The sequence below is a fragment of the Roseateles chitinivorans genome (assembly GCF_050632145.1).
In the GTDB taxonomy this organism is placed as follows: Bacteria; Pseudomonadota; Gammaproteobacteria; order Burkholderiales; family Burkholderiaceae_C; genus Roseateles; species Roseateles chitinivorans_B.
On record NZ_CP192577.1, the window covers coordinates 654,541 to 677,193 of the forward strand.

Here is a 22,653-nt window from a genome sequence, read left to right on the forward strand (position 1 = left end):
GCAAGCCCCTTCAAAGAACAGTCGAACCCGAAAGACGACAGATGGAAGTCTCCCGCACACGCGCCCTCCGCGGTCCCAACATGTGGAGCCGCCACACCGCCATCGAGGCGGTCGTGCACTGCAGCGACACGGAACGCACGATCGCGGACATGGCCGGCTTCGAGGCCCGCCTGCGCGAACGCTTCCCCGGCATCGGTCCGCTGCGGCCGGCCAGCAGCGCCAAGACGCCGATCACGCTGGCCCACGTGCTGGAGCAGGCCGCGCTGGCGCTGCAGGCGCAGGCCGGCTGCCCGGTGACCTACAGCCATACGCACACCACCTCGGAAGCCGGCACCTACCAGGTCGTCGTCGAGTACAGCGAGGAAGACGTCGGCCGCGCCGCCTTCGAGAAGGCCGTCGAGCTGATCAACGCCGCGCAGTCGGGCGCCGCCTTCGACGCCGACGCCGCCGTCAAGGCGCTGCGCGAGACGGACGAGGACATCCGCCTCGGCCCCTCGACCGGTTCCATCGTCGACGCCGCCTGCAAGCGCGGCATCCCGTTCCGCCGCCTGACGCAGGGCTCGCTGGTGCAGCTGGGCTGGGGCGTGAAGCAGCGCCGCATCTGGGCCGCCGAAGTGGACGCGACCAGCGCCGTCTCCGAATCGATCGCGCAGGACAAGGACCTGTCCAAGCGCCTGCTGCAGTCGGCCGGCGTGCCGGTGCCCATCGGCGCGCCGGTGGAGACCGTCGACCAGGCCTGGGAGCTGGCGCTGGAGATCGGCCTGCCGGTCGTGGTCAAGCCGCTGGACGGCAACCAGGGCAAGGGCGTGACGGTCAACGTCGCCTCGCGCGAGCACATGGAGATCGCCTACAAGGCCGCGGACGAGATCGGCACGGTGATGGTCGAGAAGTTCCTGCCCGGCAGCGACTACCGGCTGCTGGTCGTCGGCGACAAGCTGGTGGCCGCGGCACGCCGCGATCCGCCGAACGTCATCGGCGACGGCGTGCACACGGTGCGCCAGCTGGTCGACAAGGTCAACGAGGACCCGCGCCGCGGTGACGGCCACGCGACCTCGCTGACCAAGATCCGCCTGGACGACATCGCGATCGCGCGCCTGGACCTGCAAGGCCTGAAGCCCGAGTCGGTGCCCGACAAGGGCCAGCGCGTGATCCTGCGCAACAACGCGAACCTGTCCACCGGCGGCACCGCGACCGACGTGACGGACGACGTGCATCCCGAGGTCGCCGCCCGCGCGATCGCAGCGGCGACGGTCGTCGGCCTGCACGTCTGCGGCGTCGACGTCGTGGCCGAGAGCGTGCTCAAGCCGCTCGAGGAACAGAGCGGCGGCATCGTCGAGGTCAACGCCGCGCCCGGCCTGCGCATGCACCTGAGCCCCTCCTACGGCAAGGGCCGCGACGTCGGCGAAGCCATCATCTCCAGCATCTACGGCGGCAACCGCGGCGCCGCGAGCGAGGACGGCCGCATCCCCATCGTGGCGGTGACCGGCACCAACGGCAAGACGACGACCTCGCGCCTGGTGGCGCACATGTTCGCGACGCAGGGCCTGCGCGTGGGCATGACCAACACCGACGGCGTCTACGTCGACGGCCGCCAGACCGACAGCGGCGACTGCTCCGGCCCGAAGAGCGCCCGCAACGTGCTGATGCATCCGGACGTCGAGGCGGCGGTCTTCGAGACCGCGCGCGGCGGCGTGCTGCGCGAGGGCCTGGGCTTCGACCGCTGCCAGGTGGCGGTGGTGACCAACCTCGGCGAGGGTGACCACCTCGGCATGAACTTCCTCAACACCGTCGAGGAACTGGCGCTGGTCAAGCGCGTGATCGTGCAGAACGTGGCGCCCAACGGTTACGCGGTGCTGAACGCCGCCGACCCGGTCGTGGCGAAGATGGCCGAGGTCTGCCCGGGCCAGGTGATCTTCTTCGCGAGCGACCGCCACCATCCGCTGATGGCGACGCACCGCGCGCAGGGCAAGCGTTGCGTCTACATTGACGGCGACGCGCTGGTCGCGGCGCAGGGCGTGTGGCGCGAATCGATCCCGCTGCGCGACATCCCCTTCACCCGCGGCGGCGCGATCCCGTTCCAGAACGAGAACGCGATGGCCTCGGTCGCGGCGGCCTGGGGCGTGGGCCTGGACTGGGACACGATCCGGCGCGGGCTGGCGAGCTTCATGAGCGATCCGGACAGCGTGCCGGGCCGCTTCAACGTGATGGACTATCGCGGTGCGACCGTCATCGCCGACTACGGCCACAACGGCGACGCGATGCGCGCGCTGGTGCAGGCGGTGCAGGCGCTGCCGGCCAACAAGCGCTCGGTGGTGATCTCCGGCGCCGGCGACCGCCGCGACGAGGACATCCGCATCCAGACGCAGATCCTGGGCGAGGCCTTCGACGAGGCCATCCTGTTCCAGGACGCCTGCCAGCGCGGCCGCGAGGACGGTGAAGTCCTGGCGCTGCTGCAGCAGGGGCTGAAGGGAGCGACGCGGACCAAGCACATCGAGGAGATCCGCGGCGAGTTCGTCGCGATCGACCGCGCGCTGGAGCGTCTGCAGCCGGGCGACCTCTGCCTGGTGCTGGTCGACCAGGTCGAAGAGGCCCTGGCCCATCTGAACCAGCGCGTCCGGGAAGCCTGATGGCGGCCGGTCGCTGGCGTCACTGGCCGGCGCACTGGTGGAACGGCCTCAGCGTCGCCCTCGGGGTGATGCTGGTGCAGGTGATCGTGTCGCACGCGGCTCCGGCCGAGCTGTCGCACATCGCCTCGCAGCTGGCGATGGCCTGCGCCATCTGCGCCAGCCTGGCCGACCTGCCGGGCAGCGTGCGGCGCAACCGCAACCGCGTGCTCACCGCCGGCGGCATGACGCTGCTGGCCGTGGGACTCGTGGCGGTCCTGCATCCGTATCACGCCGCGATGGGTGCGCTGGTGGCGGTGCTCGCCTTCGGCAGCGCGATGCTGCTGAGCTGGGGCCCGCGCGCGGGCCCCGTGTCCTTCGCGCCCATCCTGGCGATGGTGTTCGCGCTCGCGTGGCCGCCACAGCCGCTGCACATCGTGCTGGCGAGCGGCGCGGCCGGCATCGCGCTCTACCTCGTGTGGAGCGTGATCTCCAGCGCGGTGCTGCACCGGCGCTTCCACCGGCTCGCGCTGGCGGAAGCGCTGCATGGCCTCGCTCAGCTGATGAGCGCGCGGGCCGAGCTGCTCGGCAGCGGCGGCGCGGCGCATGCGATGCGCGACTGGCTGGGCAACGAGGCCCAGCTGGCGGAACTGCTGCAGACGGCGCGCGACCAGGTCTTCCCGCGCGCCAAGACCGATCCGCGCAGCGCGGCGGTGCTGCTGCACGTCGTCGAACTGCGCGACCTGATGCTGGCGAGCCGCCTGGATCTGGAGCTGCTCGGCGAGGACCCCGTCGGCCAGCACATGCGCACGGCGCTGGTCGGCCGACTGCGGGCACTGGCCGTGCTGCTCGACGAATACCGCGACGCGCTGCTCGACGAGCGCGCGCCGGCGATGAACACCGTGCGACCGACGCAATGGCCGGACCTGCCGCCGCAGGATCCGCGCACGCGGCTGCAGCTGGTGCTGCAGGACCGGCTGTCGCATCTCGACGGCGAGGTGCTGGCGATGGGCCGCGCGCTCGACGCTTCCCTGCCCTTGCCGCCGCTGGCGCTGGACGCCGGCGAACTGCGGAACTTCGTGACGCCGGTCGGCTGGCCGATCGGTCTGCTGAAGGCGCAAGTCCACCTCGACTCGCCGGTGCTGCGCCACGCATTGCGCAGCGCGCTGGCGCTGTCGGCGGCCTACTTCATCGCGCTCGCGCTGCCCTGGGCCTCGCACCCGCACTGGCTGGTGCTGTCGGTCGCGGTGGTGCTGCGCGGCAGCCTCGACCAGACGCTGGAGCGCCGCAACATGCGGGTGCTCGGCACGGCGATCGGCTGCGGGCTGATGCTGGCGCTGTCGCTGATCCCGAACCAGACGCTGTGGATCGTCGTGCTGCAGATCGCCGTCGGCATCGCGCATGCGTTCGTCACCCGCCGCTACCTGATCACCGCGATCGCGGCGACGGTGATGGCGCTGCTGCAGTCGCACCTGGCGGATCCGTCGCATGGGATCGCGATCTCGGAGCGTCTGGCGGACACGGTGCTCGGTGCGGTCCTGGCCTGGGCCTTCAGCTACGTGCTGCCGGCCTGGGAGCGTCGCAACCTGCCGCGCGCGCTCAAGCGGGCGCGTGCCGCGCTGCAGCAGTACGCGATGCAGGCGATGACGGCCGCGATGACACCGGCCGGCGCGCTCACGCAGCGCATGGCGCGGCGCCAGGCCTACGACGCGCTGGCCGCGCTGTCTGCGGCCCTGACCCGCAGCGCCGCCGAACCGCGTCGGGTGCGCCCGCCGCTGCAGGAACTCAACACGGTGCTCGACCATGGCTACCGGCTGATGGCGCATCTCTCGATGATGCGCCAGAGCCTGATGCGCCGCGCGAAGGACCTCGACGCCGACTTCCTGGCCGAGCTGCCCGAGTCGGCCAAACGCCTGCAACGGGCGCTTGTCGGTCAGGAGCCGGTACCGCACGCCGTGCAGGCGCTGCAGGACTGGAGCCTGCTGCCCGACGTCGGTCCGCTGGAAGACCTGCGGCCGTGGATGCGCCGCCGGCTGCAGGTCAGCCTGGACGACGCGGCTCGCGCAGGCGAGTCGGCCGATGCAGCCTTCGCCGCGATGGCCGCTCCGCCCGAACCGGACGTGACGCTGTCGCGCCTGCAGTGACGATCAGCCCAGCTTGATCTCGATCTTGCGCGGCTGCGCATGCGCGGCCTTGGGGATGCGCACGCGCAGCACGCCGTTGGTCAGCTCTGCGGCGATCTGATCGGCGTCCAGTTCCTTGCTCAGCGTGAACGCGCGGCGGTAGAACTGGCGCGACACCTCCACGTGGCCGGCCTTCAGGCCGTCGGGCAGATCGAGCTGCATCTCGGCCTCGATGATCAGGCGGTCCTTGTCGACGCGCAGCTGGAGCTGCTCGCGCGGCACGCCGGGCAGGTCGGCGAACAGCGTCAGGCCTTGCGCGTCCTCGAGGACGTCGACGGCGGGCTGGATCGCATAGTCATCGCGACGACGCGCGGCTTGCGCGGTGGTGGAGGCGCTGGTCTTCACTTGCTCGGCCGCATCGGCGGCGGGGGTGTGCACGGCAGTGGTCATGGTGTTCTTTCGAATCGGGTTCGGTTCGTGTCTGGGATCGGTGGACGGCGGGGTCCGCGACTCAATGGATGTCGATGCGGCGCGGCTGCGGTGCCGGGCGGCGCTTGACGCTGACGCGCAGCACGCCGTCCTTGTAGGAGGCCGAGACCTGTTCCGGATCGATGTCGTCGGGCAGGCTGACCACGCGGCGGAACTTGCCGGCGAAGCGCTCGCGCTGATGGACGACGGTCTTGTCGGCGGCCTTCGCGGCGGGCGCGGCGGTCTCGCCTTCAGCGGCAGCAGCCGTGGCTGCGTCGCTCCTGGCCCCTTCGGACAGCGAGGATGCGCGTTCGCCCGACAGGCTCAGCACGCCGCGATCCAGGTCGACACCGATGGTGGCGGGATCCAGGCCCGGCGCGAAGGCGTAGACCTCCACCGCTTCCGGCGACAGGCCGACATTCAGGGCCGGATAGCCGCCACGCGGGGTGGCGCGGCTGGCGGTGGATTCGAACAGGCCGCTCATCTCGCGCTGGAAGCGGTCGAGGTCGTTGAACAGCTCACGGGCAAACAGTTGACGGTACATGCGGGGCTCCTTGGCATCCTGCGGGTGGGTCGCGGCGGAACGTCGTCCGCCATGCATCCCAACCTAGGTGCGAGAAGCCGGGCTTCAAGATCTTGAAATCGTGGGGAGCCCGTCCCCATATGCCGCGCCCGTTGCGTGAACCTGGGCCGCTTTTTGTGCGTTTTCGTGCGCTTTTTGCGCTTCGCCACCCCCTCACTTCAGGCGCAGCACTTCCTGCTCCGTCACCGCCGACGCCCTGTTCCCCCAGCTCTGCCGGATCAGCGTCGCGACGGCGGCCATCTCGGCCTCGGTGAGCACTTGCCTCAGCGGCGGCATGCCGTACGGACGCGGATGTCCCGGCGTCGTCGGCGCGTAGCCGCCGTCGGCGAGCATCTGCAGCACGTTCTGCGGCGCGTCCAGCCTCACCGTGCGGTTGCCCGCCAGCGGCGGATAGGCCGGCTGGCCGTCGATCTGACGCCCCTGCCCCTGATCGCCATGGCAGTCGGCGCAGTGCTTGGCGTACACCTGACGGCCGAGATCCATCTGCCCCGACGTGGCCGGCTTGAACTCCGCCGCGGTCGATCCCTCGCGCGGCAGACCGCGCAGGTACACGGCCATCGCCTGCGCGTCGGCATCGGTCAGATGCTGGAGGCTCTCCGCGACGACGTCCGCCATCGGGCCGAGCGCCGAGCCCTGGGTCGACCAGCCGGTCCGCAGCCAGGCGCGCACGTCCGCCTCGGACCAGTCCTGCACGCCCGCCGCGTGCGGATCCGCCAGCGAAGGCGCGATCCAGCCCTGTACGCCGACCCAGCCGCCGCGCAGTCCCGCGGCATCCCGCAGCGCGCCGAGCCGGTTGCGCGGCGCATGGCATTCCGCGCAATGGCCGACGGCCTGGACGAGATAACGGCCTCGCGCCAATGCCGCCTGACCGGCGACATCCTGCGCCGCGCCGCCGCCCTGATCGGCGAGACGGCCGCCGCCCGGCTCGTCGTGCGACGGCGCATCGCCCGGCGTGAAGTACATCAACCGCCAGACCGCCAGCGCGGACTGCCACCGGTACGGCCAGCCGAGCTGATGCCCCGGCGCCGTCTGCGTCACCGCCGGCTGCTGCCGCAGCCACGCGAAGATCGCATCGGCGTCCTCGCGCGACATCGCCGTGTAGCTGGTGTAAGGGAAGGCGGGATAGAGCAGCCGCCCGTCGCGGCTGCGGCCGTGATGCATCGCGCGCCAGAAGTCGTCGGAGGTCCAGCGGCCGAGTCCGGTCTCGGGATCGGGCGTCAGGTTGCTGCTGAACAGCGTCCCGAACGGCGTGCCGAGCGGCATCCCGCCGGCCAGCGGCGCGCCCCCGCGCGGACTGTGGCAGCCCGCGCAGTTGGCGATGCGGGCCAGATAGGCGCCACGGGCGATCAAGGCGGGATTCGTTCCCTCGGCGCCGGAGGGCACGGGCCGGCCCGACAGCCAGAGCTCCCGCCCCCACGCGCCGGCGAGCAGCAGCAGCGCCATCACCGGCACCGCGATCGCGATGCCGATCAGCAGCCGGACGAAGGCCCTCATCGGCGCGGCGCCGGATTCCGCGGGGGCACTCGGGGGAAGGTCGGGGTCCCGCTCATGGCGCGAGCCCCCGCACGCGATCGGCAACGGCGTCGTCGACGGCGGCTCCGGATGCGCGCCCGCCGGCTTCGCGGCGAGCCAGCTCGCGACGACGGCGATGTCGTCGATCGACAGCGCCTTCGCCACGTCGGCCATGCAGTCCGGCGCATGCGCGCGCCGCAGACCGCTGCGCCACGCGCCGAGCTGTCCGACGAGGTAGTCGCGCGGCAGTCCCAGCAGCCCGGGGATCGCGGGTTCACGCCCCGCCATCGAGGGCCCGTGGCACGCCGTGCAGGCGGGCACCTTGCGCGCCGGGTCGCCCTGCAGGATCAGCCGCTCCGCGCGCGCCTGCTGCGCCGCGTCCAGTCCCGACGGTCCCGGCGCCGGATACGGCACGTCGAGCGCGGCGAAATAGCCGGCGATCTCGTGCAGGTAGTCGTCGCTCATGTTGCGCAGCAGACCGGCCATCAGCGCGTGATGACGACGCCCGTCGCGAAAGCTCTGCAGCTGGTTGTAGAGATAGCCCGACGGCTTGCCCGCAAGACGCGGGAAGTAGCCCTGCGTCGTCGCCCGGCCTTGCGCACCGTGGCACAAGGTGCAGGCCTGGACGCGCTCGGCGATGTCGTTGGTCAGTGGCCGCAGCGATGGCGCCGCGGGATCGGCGGCAGGTGGTGGCGCGAGGGGCGCGGGGGCGCGGACGCCGCGGTCACGGCGGAGACGGTGGCGACGGCGGAGAGTCCCAGGCCCAGCACAGCGGCGATGAGGACACCCGGAAGGGATCGGGAGATCTTCATCCGGCCATCATCGCCGATCGCCGCGAGGCCTGTGGCCGAGGGCCCGGCGGCGGGCGCGGCCGTGGCGGTGGCGTCAGTGCCGCTGGTCCGGACCGGGCCATCCCAGGGCCACCCAGCCGTCGCGGCCCTGGTGCTTGGCCTGGTACAGCGCCCGGTCGGCGAGCGCGATCAGGTCCGCCGCCGGCACGTCGCCGTCGGCGACGCTGGCGATGCCGATGCTGGCGGTGATCGCCACGCCCGCCGGCCGCGCCGCCCGCACCGCCTCGACGATCTTGGCGGCGACCTGCTCCGCTTCCTCGGGCCGGTTCAGCCCCTCGATCACCGCGACGAACTCGTCGCCCGCGATGCGCGCGACGTGGTCGCTGCCGCGCACTGCGCGCCGCAGCACGGTCGCGAAGTCGCGCAGCACCGTGTCGCCGACGCCGTGGCCATGGGTGTCGTTGATCGACTTGAAGCGGTCGACATCCAGGAACAGCAGCGCCAGCACCCGGCCCTCGCGCATGTGGCGCCGCTGCCGCGCCAGCGCGCCTTCCAGCGCCTGGTCGAACTCGCGCCGGTTCGGCAGTCCCGTGAGCGCGTCCGAACTGGCCAGCCGCGCGAGCTGCGCCTCCGCCTGCTTCATGACGGTGATGTCGATGGACAGCGTGAAGATGCCCAGCACCCGTCCGTCCGGCCCCGCGTCGGGCACGTAGATCGAGCGCAGGTGCCGCTGCTTGCCGAGCATCGTCGAGGTCACCTCGAACTCGACACGCTCGCCGCCCAGCGCCAGCGCCAGCTGCGCGCTGCGCTGGCCGGTGCTGGCGGTGCCGAAGACGTCGTCGATGTGCAGCCCCAGGGCCGCCTGCGGATCGAGGCCGAACCAGCTCCGCAGCGTCTCGTTGGTGTAGCGCAGCTTGCGCTCCGCGTCGATGTAGGTGATGAAGACCGGCAGGTTGTCGGTGATGGCCTTCATGCGGCGCTCGCTGGCGGCGATCACGGCCTCGGCGCGCTTGCGCTCGGTGATGTCCATCGAGCAGGCGTAGAAGCCCTCGACGCGGCCGCCTGCCAGTTCGGGCACGAAGCTCTGGTGGAAGTGCAGCGTCTCGCCGCGGATGATCTGCTCGACGTCGAAGGCCACGGCCTCGCCCTTCATCACGCGCTCGACGAAGGGGCGCATCTGCGCGGCGCTCTCCGCGCCGCGCAGCTCGTCCAGCGTCTTGCCGACCAGACCGCCGGGATCGGTGTGGAAGACGCGTCCGACCTCCGCATTGGCGAAGCGCAACCGGCCCTTCGCGTCGTAATGGCTGATCAGCGCCGGCACGTTGTCGGCGATGCCCCGCAGCCGCTTCTGCGTGCGCAGCAGCTCGCGCGAGCGCAGCAGCACCTGCGAGGTCGCCATCACCGCGAACAGCGCGAGCATCGCCAGCCCGGCCAGCATCAGCAGTTCGGTGAGGCCGGCTTCGCGGGACAGCCGCTCGCTGATCGCCGCCCGCTCGGCGCGCAGCGAGGAGGTGAGCTCGCCCAGCAGGTCGCGCAGCTCGTCCATGTGGTGCATGCCCTGGTCGCCGAGCACCAGTTCCAGCGCCTCCTCATGACGTCCCGAGTCGTTCAGGCGGATCGTCTGGTTCATCTCGGTCATCTTGAGCTGGACCAGTTCCCGGATGCGGTCGAGCCGGGCCGCGTGGGCAGGGTCTTCGTCGCGGGCCAGCACTTCCTCCACCCGGCGGTCCAGATTGCGCACCGCATCGCGGTAGGGCTGCAGGTAGCCGGCGCGTTGCGTCAGCAGATAACCGCGTTGTCCGGTCTCCGCATTCAGGAGGTCCTCCGTCAACAGCACCATGGCCGACAGGACGATGTTGATGCGGTCGGCGCGGCGCAGGTCGTCGAGCGTCGTGCGGGCGCGCACGGCCAGCAGCGTCACGATCACGGCCATCGCGAGCAGCGCCGCCATCAGCAGTCCCACGCCGCGACCGAGGCTGGTGCGGTGGATCGGCTCGGCGGAGGAACGCATGCGACGGCGGGGGCGGGTCGGTCTCGAAGACGGGAAGCATGGCGCGAAGGCCAGGCGCGGCACGCGAGGACGCGCGAAAGCGCGCGATCAAACGCGAACTCGACCGGCGGTGGCGGCGGCTGGGCCGGCGGGCAATGGCGGCGATTATGGGGATGGCCGTGCGATTGCCGTCAAGCCGGCATCGGCCCCGGGGGTCCGGTGGCGCCCGCATGCGACAGTCCGGGGATGCCTTCGATCCCGCTCCTGCGCCGACCCGACCCGCACGGCCATGCCAAGGTCAGCTTCGTCGAGCTGTTCTTCGACCTCGTCTTCGTCTTCGCCGTCACGCAGTTGTCGCACACGCTGATCGGCCACTTCGCGCATGACGGCGTCACGCTGACCGGCGCCCTGCAGACCGGCTTCCTGATGGCGGCGGTCTGGTGGGTGTGGATCTTCACCTCCTGGGTCACCAACTGGCTGGACCCGGAGCGGCTGCCGGTGCGGATCTGCCTGTTCGCGATGATGCTGGCGGGGCTGCTGATGTCGGTCTCGCTGCCGCAGGCCTTCGGCGAGCGGGCACTGATGTTCGCCGCCTCGTTCACGGCGATCCAGGTCGGGCGGACGCTGTTCTTCCTCTGGGCGGCGCGCGGTGCGGAGGCCGGTCTGGTGCGCAACTTCCAGCGCATCGGGGCGTGGCTGATCGTGTCGGCGGTGCTGTGGATCGCCGGCGCGCTGCACCCGGCGCTGCGGGTGCCGCTGTGGGTCGCGGCGCTGGCGATCGAGGTCGTCGGGCCGTCGGCCGGTTTCTTCGTGCCGGGGCTGGGCCGCTCGACGACGGCGGACTGGACGATCTCCGGCGGTCACCTGGCCGAGCGCTGCGCGCTGTTCGTGATCATCGCGCTGGGCGAGTCGCTGCTGGTGACCGGCGCCACCTTCGCGGAGGAACCTCTGACGTCGATGAGCCTGCTGGCCTTCCTGGTGTCGTTCGCCGGGAGCATCGCGCTGTGGTGGCTGTACTTCGACACGACCAACGACTTCGCCACGGGGCGCATCACCCACAGCGACGATCCGGGGCGGCTGGCCCGACTGGCCTACACCTACATCCACCTGCCGATCGTGGCGGGGATCATCGTCAACGCGGCGGCGGACGAGTTCGTGCTGGCGCATCCGGACGGCCACACCGACCTGAAGACGGCGCTGTGCCTGCTCGGCGGCGTGGCGATCTATGCGATCGGCGTGGGGCTGTTCAAGCGCTCGGTCGTCGGCCGCTGGCCGTGGTCGCACGGCGTGGCGGTGCTGGTGCTCGCGGCGGCCGGGCCGTTCGTGCACGACTGGCGGCCGGTCGCGACCAGCGCCTTCGCCTGCGCGGTGCTGGTGGCGCTCGCCGCGTGGGAGCGGCGCTCACGGGCGATGTGTCTCGTTCCCGACAGCGGGAACGAGGACGACGCGCCTAGCATCGGCGCATGAGCGCGCCCTCCTCCCCTGCCGCCTCCGTCGGCTCCTCCGCCTTGGCGGCGGACTTCACCGTCGAGCCGCATCCGGCCGATGCCCTGTTCCCCGCATCGACGCGACGGCTGTCCGTGGAGACCGCGCCCGGCGTGCGCATCCATGCGCGCGTGTGCGGCGAAGGTCCGCCGCTGCTGCTGATCCACGGGCATCCGCAGACGCTGGCGATCTGGCACCGCGTGCTGCCGGCGCTGGCGGCGCGCTTCACCGTCGTGATGCCGGACCTGCGCGGGTACGGCGATTCCTCGAAGCCCACGGGCGACGAGGATCACGGCAACTACAGCAAGCGGCGCATGGCGCTGGACCTGATCGCCGTGATGGGTGCGTTGGGCCATGTGCGCTTCCGCGTGCTGGCGCACGACCGCGGCGCGCGCGTCGCACACCGGATGGCGGCGGATCACCCGAATGCGGTCGAGCGCCTCGCGCTGCTGGACATCGCGCCGACGCTGGCGATGTATGAACAGACCACCGAGGCCTTCGCGCGGGCGTACTGGCACTGGTTCTTCCTGATCCAACCGGCGCCGATGCCGGAGCGGCTCATCGAGGCCGACCCGGCGGCATACGCGCTGGACGTGATGGGCCGGCGGCACGCGGGCCTGTCGGCCTTCGACCCGCGTGCGTTCGCCGAGTATCAACGCGCGCTGGCACTACCTGGCACCGCGCACGGCATGTGCGAGGACTACCGCGCGGCGGCGGGCATCGACCTCGAGCACGACCGCGCGGACCGCGAGGCCGGCGCGAGGCTGGCGATGCCGCTGCGCGTGTACTGGGGCGCGCAGGGCGTGGTGGCGAAGTGCTTCGACCCGCTGAGGGAATGGCAACGCGTCGCGGTGGACGTCGACGGCGGGCCGCTGCCCTGCGGTCACTACATCCCGGAGGAGGCGCCGGACGCGCTGCTGGCGGCGGTGATGCCGTTCCTCACCGAGGGGCTTTGAGCGAAGCAGCCGCGAGGCCCGTTAGGCTGCACGCATTGCAGTGTCCGACGTGGACGGAGTGACGGGATGAACAAGCTGGTGGCGCTCGGACAGTTCCTGGGCGGAGCGGTCCTGTGGATCGCGGCGGTGGTGGCGGGCTACAACGCGCTCAAGCCGCTGATCGGCGCCGCGGAAGGCGCTGGCGCGCCGGCGGAGCCGGCGGGGCGTTCGTGATCGTGCTGCTGCTGGCGGGTATCGGGACGTGGCTCATGCGCGCGGGATGGCGCCGGTTGAGGGCGCGGGCGGGTGGGCATTGCTGAGAGCGAATCATCGCGCCAGCCCCTCCATCAATTTCTGATGCTGCTCCTCGAACTTCAGGGCTTGTTTCCGGCGAAGCACCGCGAGGTTGTCGAGTTTCCACCGCACGGCAGGCAGGTGCCGCAAGTGCTCGAAAGGCATCAAGGACCAATCCGGCTCCCCCGCACCAGCGAAGCCAGGAACTCACGATGTGCGTTGGTGAGTTGCTGAGGCAATTCGGCGAGCAATTGCCGCTGAACGGATTCGAGTTCTGACTGGGATACAGACGTGCGCGTCATGCCGCGAAACTCGTTGCCGTAGCTCAGTTGCAGAGATCGTGGCGCGGCGAAGAGCACCTCATGCACTGGACGGTTGTGTCCGACAAGGTATCCGACGAAGCAGTCGATGACACGGACGTTCCATCCGAGCTGCCGCCACATGCCGATCACGTCGAACAGATCGCGCGGATGTTGTCGGTCCATCGCAGCGACGAGCTTGCTCCCGTACAGCTCCTCGACGGCGAGCGCCGGGACGGCCAGATCTCGGTCAAAGACCTCGGCGGCCGTTGCCGTCAGCGGCAGGATTCGAATGGGTAGCAGCGTGCCCCGAAACACGGCATTCGCCTCCACCTTCACTCGCGTCGTCCTCCGTGCAGCGAGGAGCCTCACCTCCTCGCCATCGACGCGTTTCGACCACTGCACGTGCAATCCCTGCCTGCCAAGCTCTACTGCCATTCGGCTCAACTCACCCGTGATCCCTGCGAGGTCGGCCTCGCGGTCTGGCGTCGGGTCGACCCAGACCAGGTCAATATCGACGGAGAGTCGGGGCATGTCCTGTACGAACAGGTTGATCGCCGTACCTCCTTTCATCGCGAACCGTCCCGAGGCAAACACCTTCGGGAGGATGTCCAGCAGCAGTCGCACCGTATCGACGTACCGCGCATTGAATGTCATCGAAAGTCCAGTCTCTCCCCAGCTTTGGACACGGCGATCCAGCGCGAGCCGCCGAGGCGGTCGCTGTGCGTGCGCGCCACGGCCGCCCAAGGCAGGTCGAGGTCCGCAGCCAGGTATGCGGCCGCGCGGACGACCTTGATCCGATCCGTCCGCGCCAGCAGTTGATCGAGCACCTTCGTCCGCAAGCCGCCAAGCCCTTCCATGAGGCGGCGGGCGTCCGCAAGGCTTTGCGTCTTGCCCAGGTCGCTCAGCATCTCCAGCATGGCCCGCTCCGGCGAGGAGACAAGCACGCGAGGATCGCCGGCGGGCAAGGCCTTCAGCCCCGATGAGGCGTGAGCCTCCTCGTCCAGGATCCGCGTGGTCTGGTACCGGACGGGAAACCGCTCGGCGATCCATGCCGGTATCGCCTTGGATCGATCACCCCACAGGCTGAGCACCTCATCGAACGCGATGTCGTGCTCCAGGCCATGCCAAGCCAGCGCCGTTTTTCCGCCCACGTGAAATCCTGACACCTGACGCGCCAGGAAAGCCAGAGCGCCATCGCGCGACAGCTCATCACCTGCGATGGCATAGACGCCTCGACCCAGATGGTCGAGCCAACCGCTGCGTGCCCAGGCGGAGGCACGGAAGGCGGAGATGCCTTCGCGTTGCAGGACGCCCATGTCCACGGGCTCGCCCCTCGGGTGGTCGCGGAGGAGCGATTTGAATGATCCTTGGTCGATAGTTGTCGCCATTCATCAACTTTACGCCTCATTTCATTCCCTGCATCCTTGTAGATCAGCGACGAACGTTAGGCGGCAGAGGCGCGACAAGCCATGACTTTCACTCGTGGAAAAGCCGCCTGGGCCTACGGCAACAGGCCAGGTCGTGACTGGAATCCGTGTGGGCGACAAAGAACGTGCATGCATCCCTGCACGCAAGAAGGGGGATGGGAAAACGTCCCTAGCGAGCACTCAGTTCAGGCGCACGCGCCGCCGTCACGCCTCACCTGGCGATCGTCGGATAGAGATCGTCCATCCACACCACCTCGTCCGCGTAGGACTGCAGGTCGGTCGACAGATTGGCCTGCAGGCCACTGACCCAGACCTCCTTCTTGAGATCCGACTTGACGTAGGAGATCGCCTCCTCGAAATCGCCGTCGCCCGCCGACAGGATCAATCGGTCGTAGACGTTCTGCACCGCGAGCTTGATCAGCAGCGTCGCGATCGCGACGTCCACGCCCTTCTGCACTTCGCGGTCGAACTGGACTCCGCAGTCCGGGCATTGAAGATGGAGGTTCTTCATCTCGTACAGCTGGACGCGGATCTTCGGCCCACGCGGCGGCGCTGCCTTGAGCCACGTGTGAAACGCGTTCTGCTGGTCCGTCGCCAAGTCGCGGGTGGAGTTCAGGTAGTAGCTCTCGTAGATCGGACCACCGTTGCGCTCTACCAGCTCGTTCTTGAGCTTGAGGTAATCGAACGGACGGCCGCGACCCACATTGAACAGGTAGGCGCCGTCGATGATCCAGACCGTTTTCATGCTTCCTTTCGGTTGCGGGGATTCTAGGCAACAGCCCGCAACGCGCGCATCACCAAGCTAGACCGGGATGAAGATCCCCTCGCCTCCACGGTCGCGCAGCCTCACCGGTCGATTCCGCTGCATCACCGAAGCCAGTTGCTGGCGCAACGCGTTGGCGCTCATAGCCTGCGGCTCGACCACATGACGACCTTCTTTGTAGCGCTGCACGCCGCGAGGCGAGAGCAGAAAGTCCAGCCGCGCGCGCCAACTCGATGCAACGAGACTGGCCTGAAGCGCGGGAGACAGCGCATGCACTGTTCGATCCAACAAGGCCAGAAGTCGAGCAAATCGCGCAAAGGTGGAGGATTCGTCGACGGAACGCGAGCAGATCAGGATGGCCGGAGCCGGAGCTGCCGGCGAGGTGTCGACGATGTCGGAAAACTTCCAAAGCGGTTCGTGGTGCGCCATCCGGTTGCGTGTATCAATGAATTCGAGAAACTCCAGGCAGGCCGCGTGACGGGCCTTTCGGTCGAACCAGTTTGGCGACGCGCCGTGCCGACTCAGCGGATGGTCTGGAAGGATCCTGAACAGAAGCGTAGGGAACTGCTTCGAGACCCAGGTAAGGATCTTGGGCCAGAACCCGAAGGTCAACCGGGACACGATTTCATCCGGAGACAGCAGCGCCTGAGGCGCATTGTCGCGAACACGCTTGATCTGACTCTTCGCTTCGGCTTTCAGCGAGCCCGCGTGGATGTCCCACCAATGGCAACTTGAACTCGCGCCCTGGCTGGCATTCCGACTGAGCTCGCAATGGATGCTGTTGCGCAGGGCAATCTCAAGGTAAGAAAGAAGCTTGGACAGCTCGCCGCAGACCTCCCCATTCCACATGTAGAGACCGATGGCCGTATCAGCGTCGACCTTCCAGTAGCCCCGGTAGCTGTCGAGGCGAGGTTTGGAGATGACCCTTTCGAACAACTGACTCTGAGGATGCACCTAGGCTTGCCCCCGCGCATTTGTTGGAGTAAATTTCCGCCCTGACGCGCCGGTTAGACAACCCGAAAGGGCGCGACCCGGTGAAAAGAGTGTGAAGGCCTCCGCAAGGAGGCTATCCGCTTTCTGGAGCAGGAACGGTGCAGTCCTTAGCCACCGTCGGCACGCCCTGCGTGCGCTCCAAGATCTTTCTGGGTGACACCAACGTTAGCGTCGCGCCTGGCAAGAACAATGACCTCCACTCGTGGAGAAGGCGCGGTTGCCTACGACAACGCGTGAGCGCACCCACTGCAATCAGTGAACGACGAAAAAAGGGCGTGCATCCCTGCACGCCCAAAGGGGCACCGGTAAAGGTCCGGTCGCATTTGAAAGGGGCCGGGTCTTGCCCGGCCGGGGCTCAGGCTGGCGTGGTCCAGCCGCCGCCCAAGGCGCGGACGAGTTCGACCGTCGCCTGGTACTGCGCGGCCTGCACCTGCAGCGCCGCGCGGCGGTTGCGCAGCTCGCTGCGGCGCGCGTCGAGCAGGTCGAGCTGGCTGACCAGCCCGTTGCGGTAGCGCGAATCCGACAACGCCGTCGCACGCGTCGACGACTGCACCGCCTGCCCTTGCACTTCGGCCTGCGCCGACAAGGTCTGCAGACCGACCAGCGAATCCTCGACCTCGCGCAGCGCCTGCAGCAGTTGCTGGCGATAGCTCGCCATCGCAAGGTCCAGGCCCGCCTTCGCCGACTCCACGCCCGCCTTGCGGCGGCCGCCGTCGAAGATCGGCAGCGACAGCAGCGCATCGACCGACCACGCGCGCGCCGACCAGCGGAACACGTCGCTCAGCTCCGGCGAGGCGTAGCCGCCGTTGGCCGTCAGCGTCAGGCTGGGGAACCACGCGGCCTGCGCCACGCCCACCCGCGACTGCGCCGCCAGCAGGCTGCGCTGCGACGCGGCCACGTCCGGACGACGCGCCAGCACCGTGCTCGGTAGACCCGACGGAATCGAAGGCAGCGGCGCGAGCGCCGTGTCTTCCGCCACCTTGAAGCCCGAGGCGGGCTCGCCCAGCAGTACCGACAGCGCGTTCTCCAGCTCGGCCCGGCGGCGGTCCAGGCTGATCGCCTCGGCTTCCGTCGAAGCGACTTCCGTCTGCACGCGCGCCAGGTCCAGCTCCGCGACGTCGCCCGCCTGGTAGCGGCGCTGCGTCAGCGCCAGCGTCTCGCGGTAGGCCGCGACGGTGTCACGCACCAGTCGACGCTCCTGATCCGCGAAGCGCAGCGCCAGGTAGGTCTGCGCCACATCCGCCTGCACGATCAGGCGCGTGGACTGCAGCAGCGCCTCACGCGACTGCGCATCCAGCGAAGCCGCCCGCGTCGCTTCCGACAAGCGACCGGAGAGGTCGACTTCCCAGCTCGCGCCCAGGCCGGCGTTGTAGACCGTCGTGGCGGCCGGGCCCTGGCCCGCGACCGTTCCGCGCGTGGCACCGGCACTCGCGCCGACCTGCGGCAGGCGATCGGCATTCGTGCTGCGCAGCAAGGCGCGCGCTTGCGCCAGTCGCGCCGCAGCGCCTTGCAGGTCGTTGTTGTTGACCAGCGAGCGGCGGATCAGATCGTTCAGCGTGGCATCACCGAACGCCAGCCACCAGTCGCCGCGCGGCTCGGCATCGGCCGGCGGGGCCACCGCCCAGCGGGCCTCGCCCACCGTCGCAGTCGCCTGCGACTTGAAGGCCGTCGGCGTGACCGGCACGCGCGACTGGTCGATCGGCGGCGGTGTCGCGCAACCGGCCAGCACCAGGGCCGCCAGCAGCGCCGTCATCATCAGTTTCGTTTTCATGGCTCGAATCCTTTATTCGTGCTCGTGGCGCGGTGCGGCCGGATGCGGACGGGCGTTGCCGCCCGGGCCGAAGTCGTGGCCTTCGCCTTGCGCGGGCTGCACGAACGCCTCGACGTCATGCGGCACCTCGCCGTGCTGCTTGAGCGGCTTGTTGCCCGTCAGGCGACGCACCACCACGTAGAACACCGGCGTCAGGAACAGGCCGAAGGCCGTCACTCCGATCATCCCGGCGAACACCGCCACGCCCATCGCGTTGCGCATCTCGGCGCCCGCGCCCGTGGCCAGCACCAGCGGCAGCACCCCCATCACGAAGGCCATCGACGTCATCAGGATCGGACGCAGACGCAGCCGGCTCGCCTCGATGGCCGCCTGCAGCGGCGTCCTGCCGGCGAATTCCAGCTCCCGCGCGAACTCCACGATCAGGATCGCGTTCTTCGCCGACAGCCCCACCAGCACGATCAACCCGATCTGCGTGAAGACGTTGTTGTCCCCATGGCTGAGGAACACGCCGGTCATCGCCGCCAGCAGGCCCATCGGCACGATCAGGATGATCGCCACCGGCAGCGCCAAGCTTTCGTACTGCGCGGCCAGCACCAGGAACACCAGCAGGATGGCCAGCGGGAAGACCCACACGCCCGAATTGCCGGCCAGGATTTCCTGGTAGGTCAGCTCGGTCCACTCGTAGCTGATGCCCGGGGGCAGCGTCTCAGCAGCAATGCGCTCGACCGCGTCCTGCGCCTGGCCGGTCGAATAACCCGGTGCGGCGCCGCCGTTGATGTCGGCCGACAGGAAGCCGTTGTAGCGCATCGCGCGTTCCGGACCGAAGCTCGGCTGGACCTTCATCAGCGCCGACAGCGGCACCATCTCGCCCGAGGCCGAACGCACCTTCAGCAGACCGACGTCCTCGGCACGGGCGCGGTAGGCGGCATCCGCCTGCACGCGGACCGTGTAGGTGCGGCCGAACTTGTTGAAGTCGTTGACGTACAGCGAGCCCAGGTAGATCTGCATCGTGTCGAACACGTCCGTCACCGCCACGCCCAGCTGGCGCGCCTTGGTGCGGTCGAGGTCGGCGTACAGCTGCGGCACGTTGACCTGGTAGCTGCTGAACAGACCGGCCAGTTCCGGCGCCTTCTGGGCCTTGGCCATGAAGGCCTTGACCGCCGCGTCGAGCGCCTCGTAGCCGAGGCCGCCGCGGTCTTCCAGCTGGAACTTGAAGCCGCCGGTCGTGCCCAGGCCCTGCACCGGCGGGGGCGGGAACATCACGACGAAGGCGTCCTGGATCTGCGCGAACTGCGCATTCAGGTTGCCCGCGATCTCACCGGCGGACAGGCCCTTGCCGGTGCGTTCGTCGAAAGGCTTCAGCGGCGTGAAGACGATGCCCGAGTTCGAGCTGTTGGTGAAACCGTTGATCGACAGACCCGGGAAGGACACGGCGTGGTCGACGCCGGGGTCTTCATCGCGATCTCGCTCATGCGGCGGATCACGTCTTCCGTGCGGTCCAGCGTGGCGCCGTCCGGCAGCTGCGCGAAGCCGATCAGGTACTGCTTGTCCTGCGCCGGCACGAAGCCGCTCGGCACCGCCTTGAACAGGCCCACCGTCAGGGCCAGCAGGCCGCCGTAGACGATCAGCATGATCACCTTGCGGGAGATCGCCTTCGTCACGCCGCCGCTGTAGGCCTTGGCGCCGCGGTTGAACAGCTTGTTGAAGCCGCCGAAGAAGCGGCCCAGCACCTTGTCCATCGCGCGGGTCAGCCAGTCCTTGGGCGCGTCGTGGCCCTTGAGCAGCATCGCGGCCAGCGCGGGCGACAGCGTCAGCGAGTTGACCGCCGAGATCACCGTCGACATCGCGATCGTCAGCGCGAACTGCTTGTAGAACTGACCCGTGAGGCCGGTGATGAAGGCCAGCGGCACGAACACCGCGACCAGCACCAGCGCGATCGCGATGATGGGGCCGGACACTTCGCGCATCGCGCGGTAGGTCGCCTCACGCGGACTCAGGCCCGCCTCGATGTTGCGCTCGACGTTCTCGACGACCACGATCGCGTCGTCCACCACGATGCCGATCGCCAGCACGAGGCCGAACAGCGACAGCGCGTTGATCGAGAAGCCGAAGAGATGCATCACCGCGAACGTGCCGATGATGGACACCGGCACCGCCAGCAGCGGGATGATGGACGCACGCCAGGTCTGCAGGAACAGGATCACGACCAGCACGACCAGCGCCACCGCTTCCAGCAGCGTGTGGACGACGGACTCGATGGACGCCCGCACGAACTGCGTCGGGTCGTAGACGATGGAGTAGTCCACGCCTTCGGGCATGGCCTTCTTCAGCTCGGCCATCGTGGCGCGCACGTTGTTCGAGATCTCGATCGCGTTCGAACCCGGGGCCTGGAAGATCGGGATCGCCACCGCGGACTTGTTGTCCAGCAGCGAGCGCAGCGCGTATTCCGCGGCACCCAGCTCGATGCGGCCCAGGTCGCGCAGACGCGTCACCTGGCCGTTGGCGCCGGACTTGACGATGATGTCGCCGAACTCCTGCTCGCTGTTCAGGCGGCCTTGCGCGTTGATCGGCAGCTGCAGGTCGATGCCCTGCAGGCCGGGCGAGGCGCCGACGACACCGGCGGCCGCCTGCACGTTCTGCTCGCGGATCGCCTGGACGACGTCGCTGGCCGACAGGCCGTGCTCCGCCACCTTCTGCGGGTCCAGCCAGATGCGCATCGAGTAGTCACCCGAGCCGAACAGCTGCACCTGACCCACGCCCTGGATACGCGCCAGGCGGTCCTTGACGTTCAGCACCGCGTAGTTGCGGAGGTAGGTCATGTCGTAGCGGTCGTTGGGCGACAGCAAGTGCACGACCATGGTCAGGTCGGGGCTGCTCTTGACCGTCGTCAGACCGAGTCGGCGGACCTCCTCGGGCAGGCGCGGCTCGGCCTGCGAGACGCGGTTCTGCACCAGCTGCTGGGCCTTGTCCGGGTCGGTGCCCAGCTTGAAGGTGACCGTCAGCGTCATCAGGCCGTCGGTGGTCGCCTGGCTGCCCATGTAGAGCATGCCTTCGACGCCGTTGATCGATTCCTCGAGCGGCGTGGCCACCGCTTCGGCGATGACCTTGGGGTTGGCGCCGGGGTACTGCGCGCGGACGACCACCTGCGGCGGCACGACTTCAGGGTATTCGGAGATCGGCAGCACGCGCACGGCGAGCAGCCCGGAAACGAAGATCAGCACCGACAGCACGCCCGCGAAGATCGGGCGGTCGATGAAGAATTTGGAGAGATTCATGTCAGTCTTTCAAGTCGACTGGAGAAAACGGCAAAGGTCCCCCCGCGGGGCGGCGTCGCGCCGCCCCGAAGGCTGTCCGGAGCCCCAGGGGGACGGGTCTTGCCCGTCCCTTCGGGATCAGGTCAGGACTTGTCGGCCTTGGGGGCGCCGTCCTTGGCTTGGATTTCTGCCTTGGCGTTCATCGGGACGAGGGTCGGAGCGACCAGCGCCCCGGGGCGCACACGCTGCAGGCCGTTGACGACCACGCGTTCGTTGGCCTTCAGGCCCGACGTGACGACGCGCAGGCCGTCGACGTTGGCGCCCAGCAGGACCTCGCGGTAGCTCAGCGTGTTGTCCGCGCCGACCACCATGACGAAACGCTTGCTCTGGTCGGTGCCGACCGCACGCTCGTTGACGAGCACCGCGGCGCGCGTCTTCGACTGGCCCAGGCGGATGCGGGCGAACTGGCCCGGGATCAGCGCGCCGTCCTTGTTGTCCAGCACCGCGCGCACGCGCACCGTGCCGCTGCGGGCGTCGACCTGGTTGTCGATCAGCTGCAGCTTGCCGTTGAACGGCGTGTCGGCGGTGGCCGCAGTGCCGATCTGGACCGGGATGCTCGACAGATCGCCCGAGACGGCGCCCTTGCCGCTGCCGTGCAGCTCGTTCAGCGCGCGGGCGACGGTGCCTTCATCGGCATCGAAGCTGGCGTAGATCGGGCTGACCGAGACCAGCGTCGTCAGCACCGGCGCGCCCGGGCCGGCGGCCACGAGGTTGCCCTGCGTGACTTCCAGCTTGCCGACGCGACCCGCGACCGGCGCCTTCACCTGGGTGTAGCCGAGGTTCAGCCTGGCCGACTGCAGCGCGGCCTGCGCGGCGCGCAGGTTGGCGTTGGCTTCATTCGACGCGTTGCTGCGTTCGTCGAGCTCGCGCTGCGCGATGGCGCGCTCGCTCCACAGGCGGGTGGACCGCTCCAGCTCGCTCTTCGAATACGTGACGCGGGCCTGTGCGGCCAGCACCTGCGCCTCGGCGCGGTCGACCTCGGCCTGGTACGGCGCGGGATCGATCGTGATCAGCAGCTCGCCGGCCTTGACCAGCGCCCCTTCACGGAAATGCACCGACTGCACGGCGCCCGACACGCGGGCCCGGACATCGACGCGCTCGACCGCTTCCAGGCGGCCCGAGAACTCGTCCCACGCGGCCACTTCCTGGCTCGCGACGGTGGCGACGGAGACGGGGATCGCCTGCGGCGCGCCCGACGGTTGATTGGCGACCGCCTGCTGGCTGTGCAGACCGACGACGAGGGCCCCGACGACCGCGGCGACGGCGGTGAGCGAGGTGGCAAAGATCTTCTTGTTCATG

At 69.3% G+C, this 22,653-nt stretch carries 17 protein-coding genes and 1 pseudogene; 5 read left to right on the plus strand and 13 right to left on the minus strand.

Annotation, left to right across the window (positions count from 1 at the left end):
• The first annotated feature begins 41 nt into the window (after nucleotides 1–41).
• Both cphA and ACQ86G_RS03005 read left to right on the plus strand, forming a co-directional pair.
• Nucleotides 42–2,627, plus strand: coding sequence for a cyanophycin synthetase (gene cphA / locus ACQ86G_RS03000; RefSeq protein ID WP_431259251.1), 2,586 nt, complete (start codon nucleotides 42–44; stop codon nucleotides 2,625–2,627).
• Nucleotides 2,627–4,747, plus strand: a complete 2,121-nt coding sequence (locus tag ACQ86G_RS03005; RefSeq protein WP_431259252.1) for an FUSC family protein — start codon at nucleotides 2,627–2,629, stop codon at nucleotides 4,745–4,747. Before cphA ends, ACQ86G_RS03005 begins: the two co-directional genes overlap by 1 nt.
• A gap of 3 nt (nucleotides 4,748–4,750) precedes the next feature.
• On the opposite strand, the gene ACQ86G_RS03010 is transcribed toward ACQ86G_RS03005, so the two are convergent.
• From ACQ86G_RS03010 to ACQ86G_RS03030, 5 genes are all read right to left on the minus strand, one after another.
• A complete protein-coding gene (locus tag ACQ86G_RS03010) occupies nucleotides 4,751–5,176 on the minus strand; it encodes an Hsp20/alpha crystallin family protein (RefSeq protein WP_431259253.1) in 426 nt (141 codons plus the stop codon).
• Nucleotides 5,177–5,237: 61 nt separating this feature from the next.
• Nucleotides 5,238–5,738 carry an Hsp20/alpha crystallin family protein gene (locus ACQ86G_RS03015; protein WP_431259254.1) on the minus strand — a complete coding sequence of 167 codons (501 nt, stop codon included), beginning with the start codon at nucleotides 5,736–5,738 and terminating at the stop codon, nucleotides 5,238–5,240.
• 192 nt (nucleotides 5,739–5,930) lie between these two features.
• Nucleotides 5,931–7,901, minus strand: coding sequence for a c-type cytochrome (locus ACQ86G_RS03020; RefSeq protein WP_431259255.1), 1,971 nt, complete (start codon nucleotides 7,899–7,901; stop codon nucleotides 5,931–5,933).
• Between the two features lie 35 nt (nucleotides 7,902–7,936).
• Entirely contained in the window at nucleotides 7,937–8,101 is a 165-nt protein-coding gene (locus tag ACQ86G_RS03025; RefSeq protein WP_431259256.1) for a hypothetical protein, read from the minus strand.
• A gap of 73 nt (nucleotides 8,102–8,174) precedes the next feature.
• Nucleotides 8,175–10,091: a diguanylate cyclase domain-containing protein gene (locus ACQ86G_RS03030; RefSeq protein WP_431259257.1), complete on the minus strand. Its 1,917-nt coding sequence runs from the start codon at nucleotides 10,089–10,091 to the stop codon at nucleotides 8,175–8,177.
• A gap of 225 nt (nucleotides 10,092–10,316) precedes the next feature.
• Between ACQ86G_RS03030 and ACQ86G_RS03035 the strand changes: the two genes are divergently transcribed.
• The 3 genes from ACQ86G_RS03035 (at nucleotide 10,317) to ACQ86G_RS03045 (ending at nucleotide 12,724) form a co-directional block, all read left to right on the plus strand.
• Entirely contained in the window at nucleotides 10,317–11,537 is a 1,221-nt protein-coding gene (locus tag ACQ86G_RS03035) for a low temperature requirement protein A (protein WP_431259258.1), read from the plus strand.
• Nucleotides 11,534–12,511: an alpha/beta fold hydrolase gene (locus tag ACQ86G_RS03040; protein ID WP_431259259.1), complete on the plus strand. Its 978-nt coding sequence runs from the start codon at nucleotides 11,534–11,536 to the stop codon at nucleotides 12,509–12,511. The genes ACQ86G_RS03035 and ACQ86G_RS03040 overlap by 4 nt, the downstream gene beginning before the upstream one ends.
• Before the next feature lie 66 nt (nucleotides 12,512–12,577).
• On the plus strand, nucleotides 12,578–12,724 hold the full coding sequence (locus tag ACQ86G_RS03045) for a hypothetical protein (protein ID WP_431259260.1): 147 nt from the start codon (nucleotides 12,578–12,580) through the stop codon (nucleotides 12,722–12,724).
• A 93-nt stretch (nucleotides 12,725–12,817) separates the two neighbouring features.
• Here ACQ86G_RS03045 and ACQ86G_RS03050 read toward each other — a convergent pair whose 3' ends face one another.
• The 8 genes and pseudogenes from ACQ86G_RS03050 to ACQ86G_RS03085 all read right to left on the minus strand — a co-directional run bounded on the left by ACQ86G_RS03050 (nucleotide 12,818) and on the right by ACQ86G_RS03085 (nucleotide 22,652).
• On the minus strand, nucleotides 12,818–12,949 hold the full coding sequence (locus tag ACQ86G_RS03050; protein ID WP_431259261.1) for a hypothetical protein: 132 nt from the start codon (nucleotides 12,947–12,949) through the stop codon (nucleotides 12,818–12,820).
• On the minus strand, nucleotides 12,949–13,740 hold the full coding sequence (locus ACQ86G_RS03055; protein ID WP_431259262.1) for a nucleotidyl transferase AbiEii/AbiGii toxin family protein: 792 nt from the start codon (nucleotides 13,738–13,740) through the stop codon (nucleotides 12,949–12,951). The genes ACQ86G_RS03050 and ACQ86G_RS03055 overlap by 1 nt, the downstream gene beginning before the upstream one ends.
• Nucleotides 13,737–14,474 carry a type IV toxin-antitoxin system AbiEi family antitoxin domain-containing protein gene (locus tag ACQ86G_RS03060; RefSeq protein ID WP_431259263.1) on the minus strand — a complete coding sequence of 246 codons (738 nt, stop codon included), beginning with the start codon at nucleotides 14,472–14,474 and terminating at the stop codon, nucleotides 13,737–13,739. The genes ACQ86G_RS03055 and ACQ86G_RS03060 overlap by 4 nt, the downstream gene beginning before the upstream one ends.
• Before the next feature lie 250 nt (nucleotides 14,475–14,724).
• Nucleotides 14,725–15,258, minus strand: coding sequence for an NYN domain-containing protein (locus ACQ86G_RS03065; RefSeq protein WP_431259264.1), 534 nt, complete (start codon nucleotides 15,256–15,258; stop codon nucleotides 14,725–14,727).
• A 57-nt stretch (nucleotides 15,259–15,315) separates the two neighbouring features.
• Nucleotides 15,316–16,212 (minus strand): hypothetical protein, encoded by an 897-nt coding sequence (locus tag ACQ86G_RS03070; protein ID WP_431259265.1) that lies wholly within the window; start codon nucleotides 16,210–16,212, stop codon nucleotides 15,316–15,318.
• 412 nt (nucleotides 16,213–16,624) lie between these two features.
• Nucleotides 16,625–18,040 (minus strand): efflux transporter outer membrane subunit, encoded by a 1,416-nt coding sequence (locus ACQ86G_RS03075; RefSeq protein ID WP_431259266.1) that lies wholly within the window; start codon nucleotides 18,038–18,040, stop codon nucleotides 16,625–16,627.
• A 12-nt stretch (nucleotides 18,041–18,052) separates the two neighbouring features.
• Nucleotides 18,053–21,315, minus strand: a pseudogene (locus ACQ86G_RS03080) (efflux RND transporter permease subunit).
• Nucleotides 21,316–21,437: 122 nt separating this feature from the next.
• Nucleotides 21,438–22,652: an efflux RND transporter periplasmic adaptor subunit gene (locus tag ACQ86G_RS03085; RefSeq protein ID WP_431259267.1), complete on the minus strand. Its 1,215-nt coding sequence runs from the start codon at nucleotides 22,650–22,652 to the stop codon at nucleotides 21,438–21,440.
• Nucleotide 22,653: the final 1 nt, after the last annotated feature.

What these genes read in the sequence shown, in the direction of transcription:
- ACQ86G_RS03060 (WP_431259263.1), bottom strand. Translation starts at nt 14,474, where the DNA reads ATGGCGACAACTATCGACCAAGGATCATTCAAATCGCTCCTCCGCGAC.
- ACQ86G_RS03040 (WP_431259259.1), top strand. Translation starts at nt 11,534, where the DNA reads ATGAGCGCGCCCTCCTCCCCTGCCGCCTCCGTCGGCTCCTCCGCCTTG.
- ACQ86G_RS03005 (WP_431259252.1), top strand. Translation starts at nt 2,627, where the DNA reads ATGGCGGCCGGTCGCTGGCGTCACTGGCCGGCGCACTGGTGGAACGGC.
- ACQ86G_RS03010 (WP_431259253.1), bottom strand. Translation starts at nt 5,176, where the DNA reads ATGACCACTGCCGTGCACACCCCCGCCGCCGATGCGGCCGAGCAAGTG.
- ACQ86G_RS03050 (WP_431259261.1), bottom strand. Translation starts at nt 12,949, where the DNA reads ATGCCTTTCGAGCACTTGCGGCACCTGCCTGCCGTGCGGTGGAAACTC.
- ACQ86G_RS03035 (WP_431259258.1), top strand. Translation starts at nt 10,317, where the DNA reads ATGCCTTCGATCCCGCTCCTGCGCCGACCCGACCCGCACGGCCATGCC.
- ACQ86G_RS03030 (WP_431259257.1), bottom strand. Translation starts at nt 10,091, where the DNA reads ATGCGTTCCTCCGCCGAGCCGATCCACCGCACCAGCCTCGGTCGCGGC.
- cphA (WP_431259251.1), top strand. Translation starts at nt 42, where the DNA reads ATGGAAGTCTCCCGCACACGCGCCCTCCGCGGTCCCAACATGTGGAGC.
- ACQ86G_RS03025 (WP_431259256.1), bottom strand. Translation starts at nt 8,101, where the DNA reads ATGAAGATCTCCCGATCCCTTCCGGGTGTCCTCATCGCCGCTGTGCTG.
- ACQ86G_RS03045 (WP_431259260.1), top strand. Translation starts at nt 12,578, where the DNA reads ATGAACAAGCTGGTGGCGCTCGGACAGTTCCTGGGCGGAGCGGTCCTG.
- ACQ86G_RS03055 (WP_431259262.1), bottom strand. Translation starts at nt 13,740, where the DNA reads ATGACATTCAATGCGCGGTACGTCGATACGGTGCGACTGCTGCTGGAC.
- ACQ86G_RS03065 (WP_431259264.1), bottom strand. Translation starts at nt 15,258, where the DNA reads ATGAAAACGGTCTGGATCATCGACGGCGCCTACCTGTTCAATGTGGGT.
- ACQ86G_RS03085 (WP_431259267.1), bottom strand. Translation starts at nt 22,652, where the DNA reads ATGAACAAGAAGATCTTTGCCACCTCGCTCACCGCCGTCGCCGCGGTC.
- ACQ86G_RS03015 (WP_431259254.1), bottom strand. Translation starts at nt 5,738, where the DNA reads ATGTACCGTCAACTGTTTGCCCGTGAGCTGTTCAACGACCTCGACCGC.
- ACQ86G_RS03075 (WP_431259266.1), bottom strand. Translation starts at nt 18,040, where the DNA reads ATGAAAACGAAACTGATGATGACGGCGCTGCTGGCGGCCCTGGTGCTG.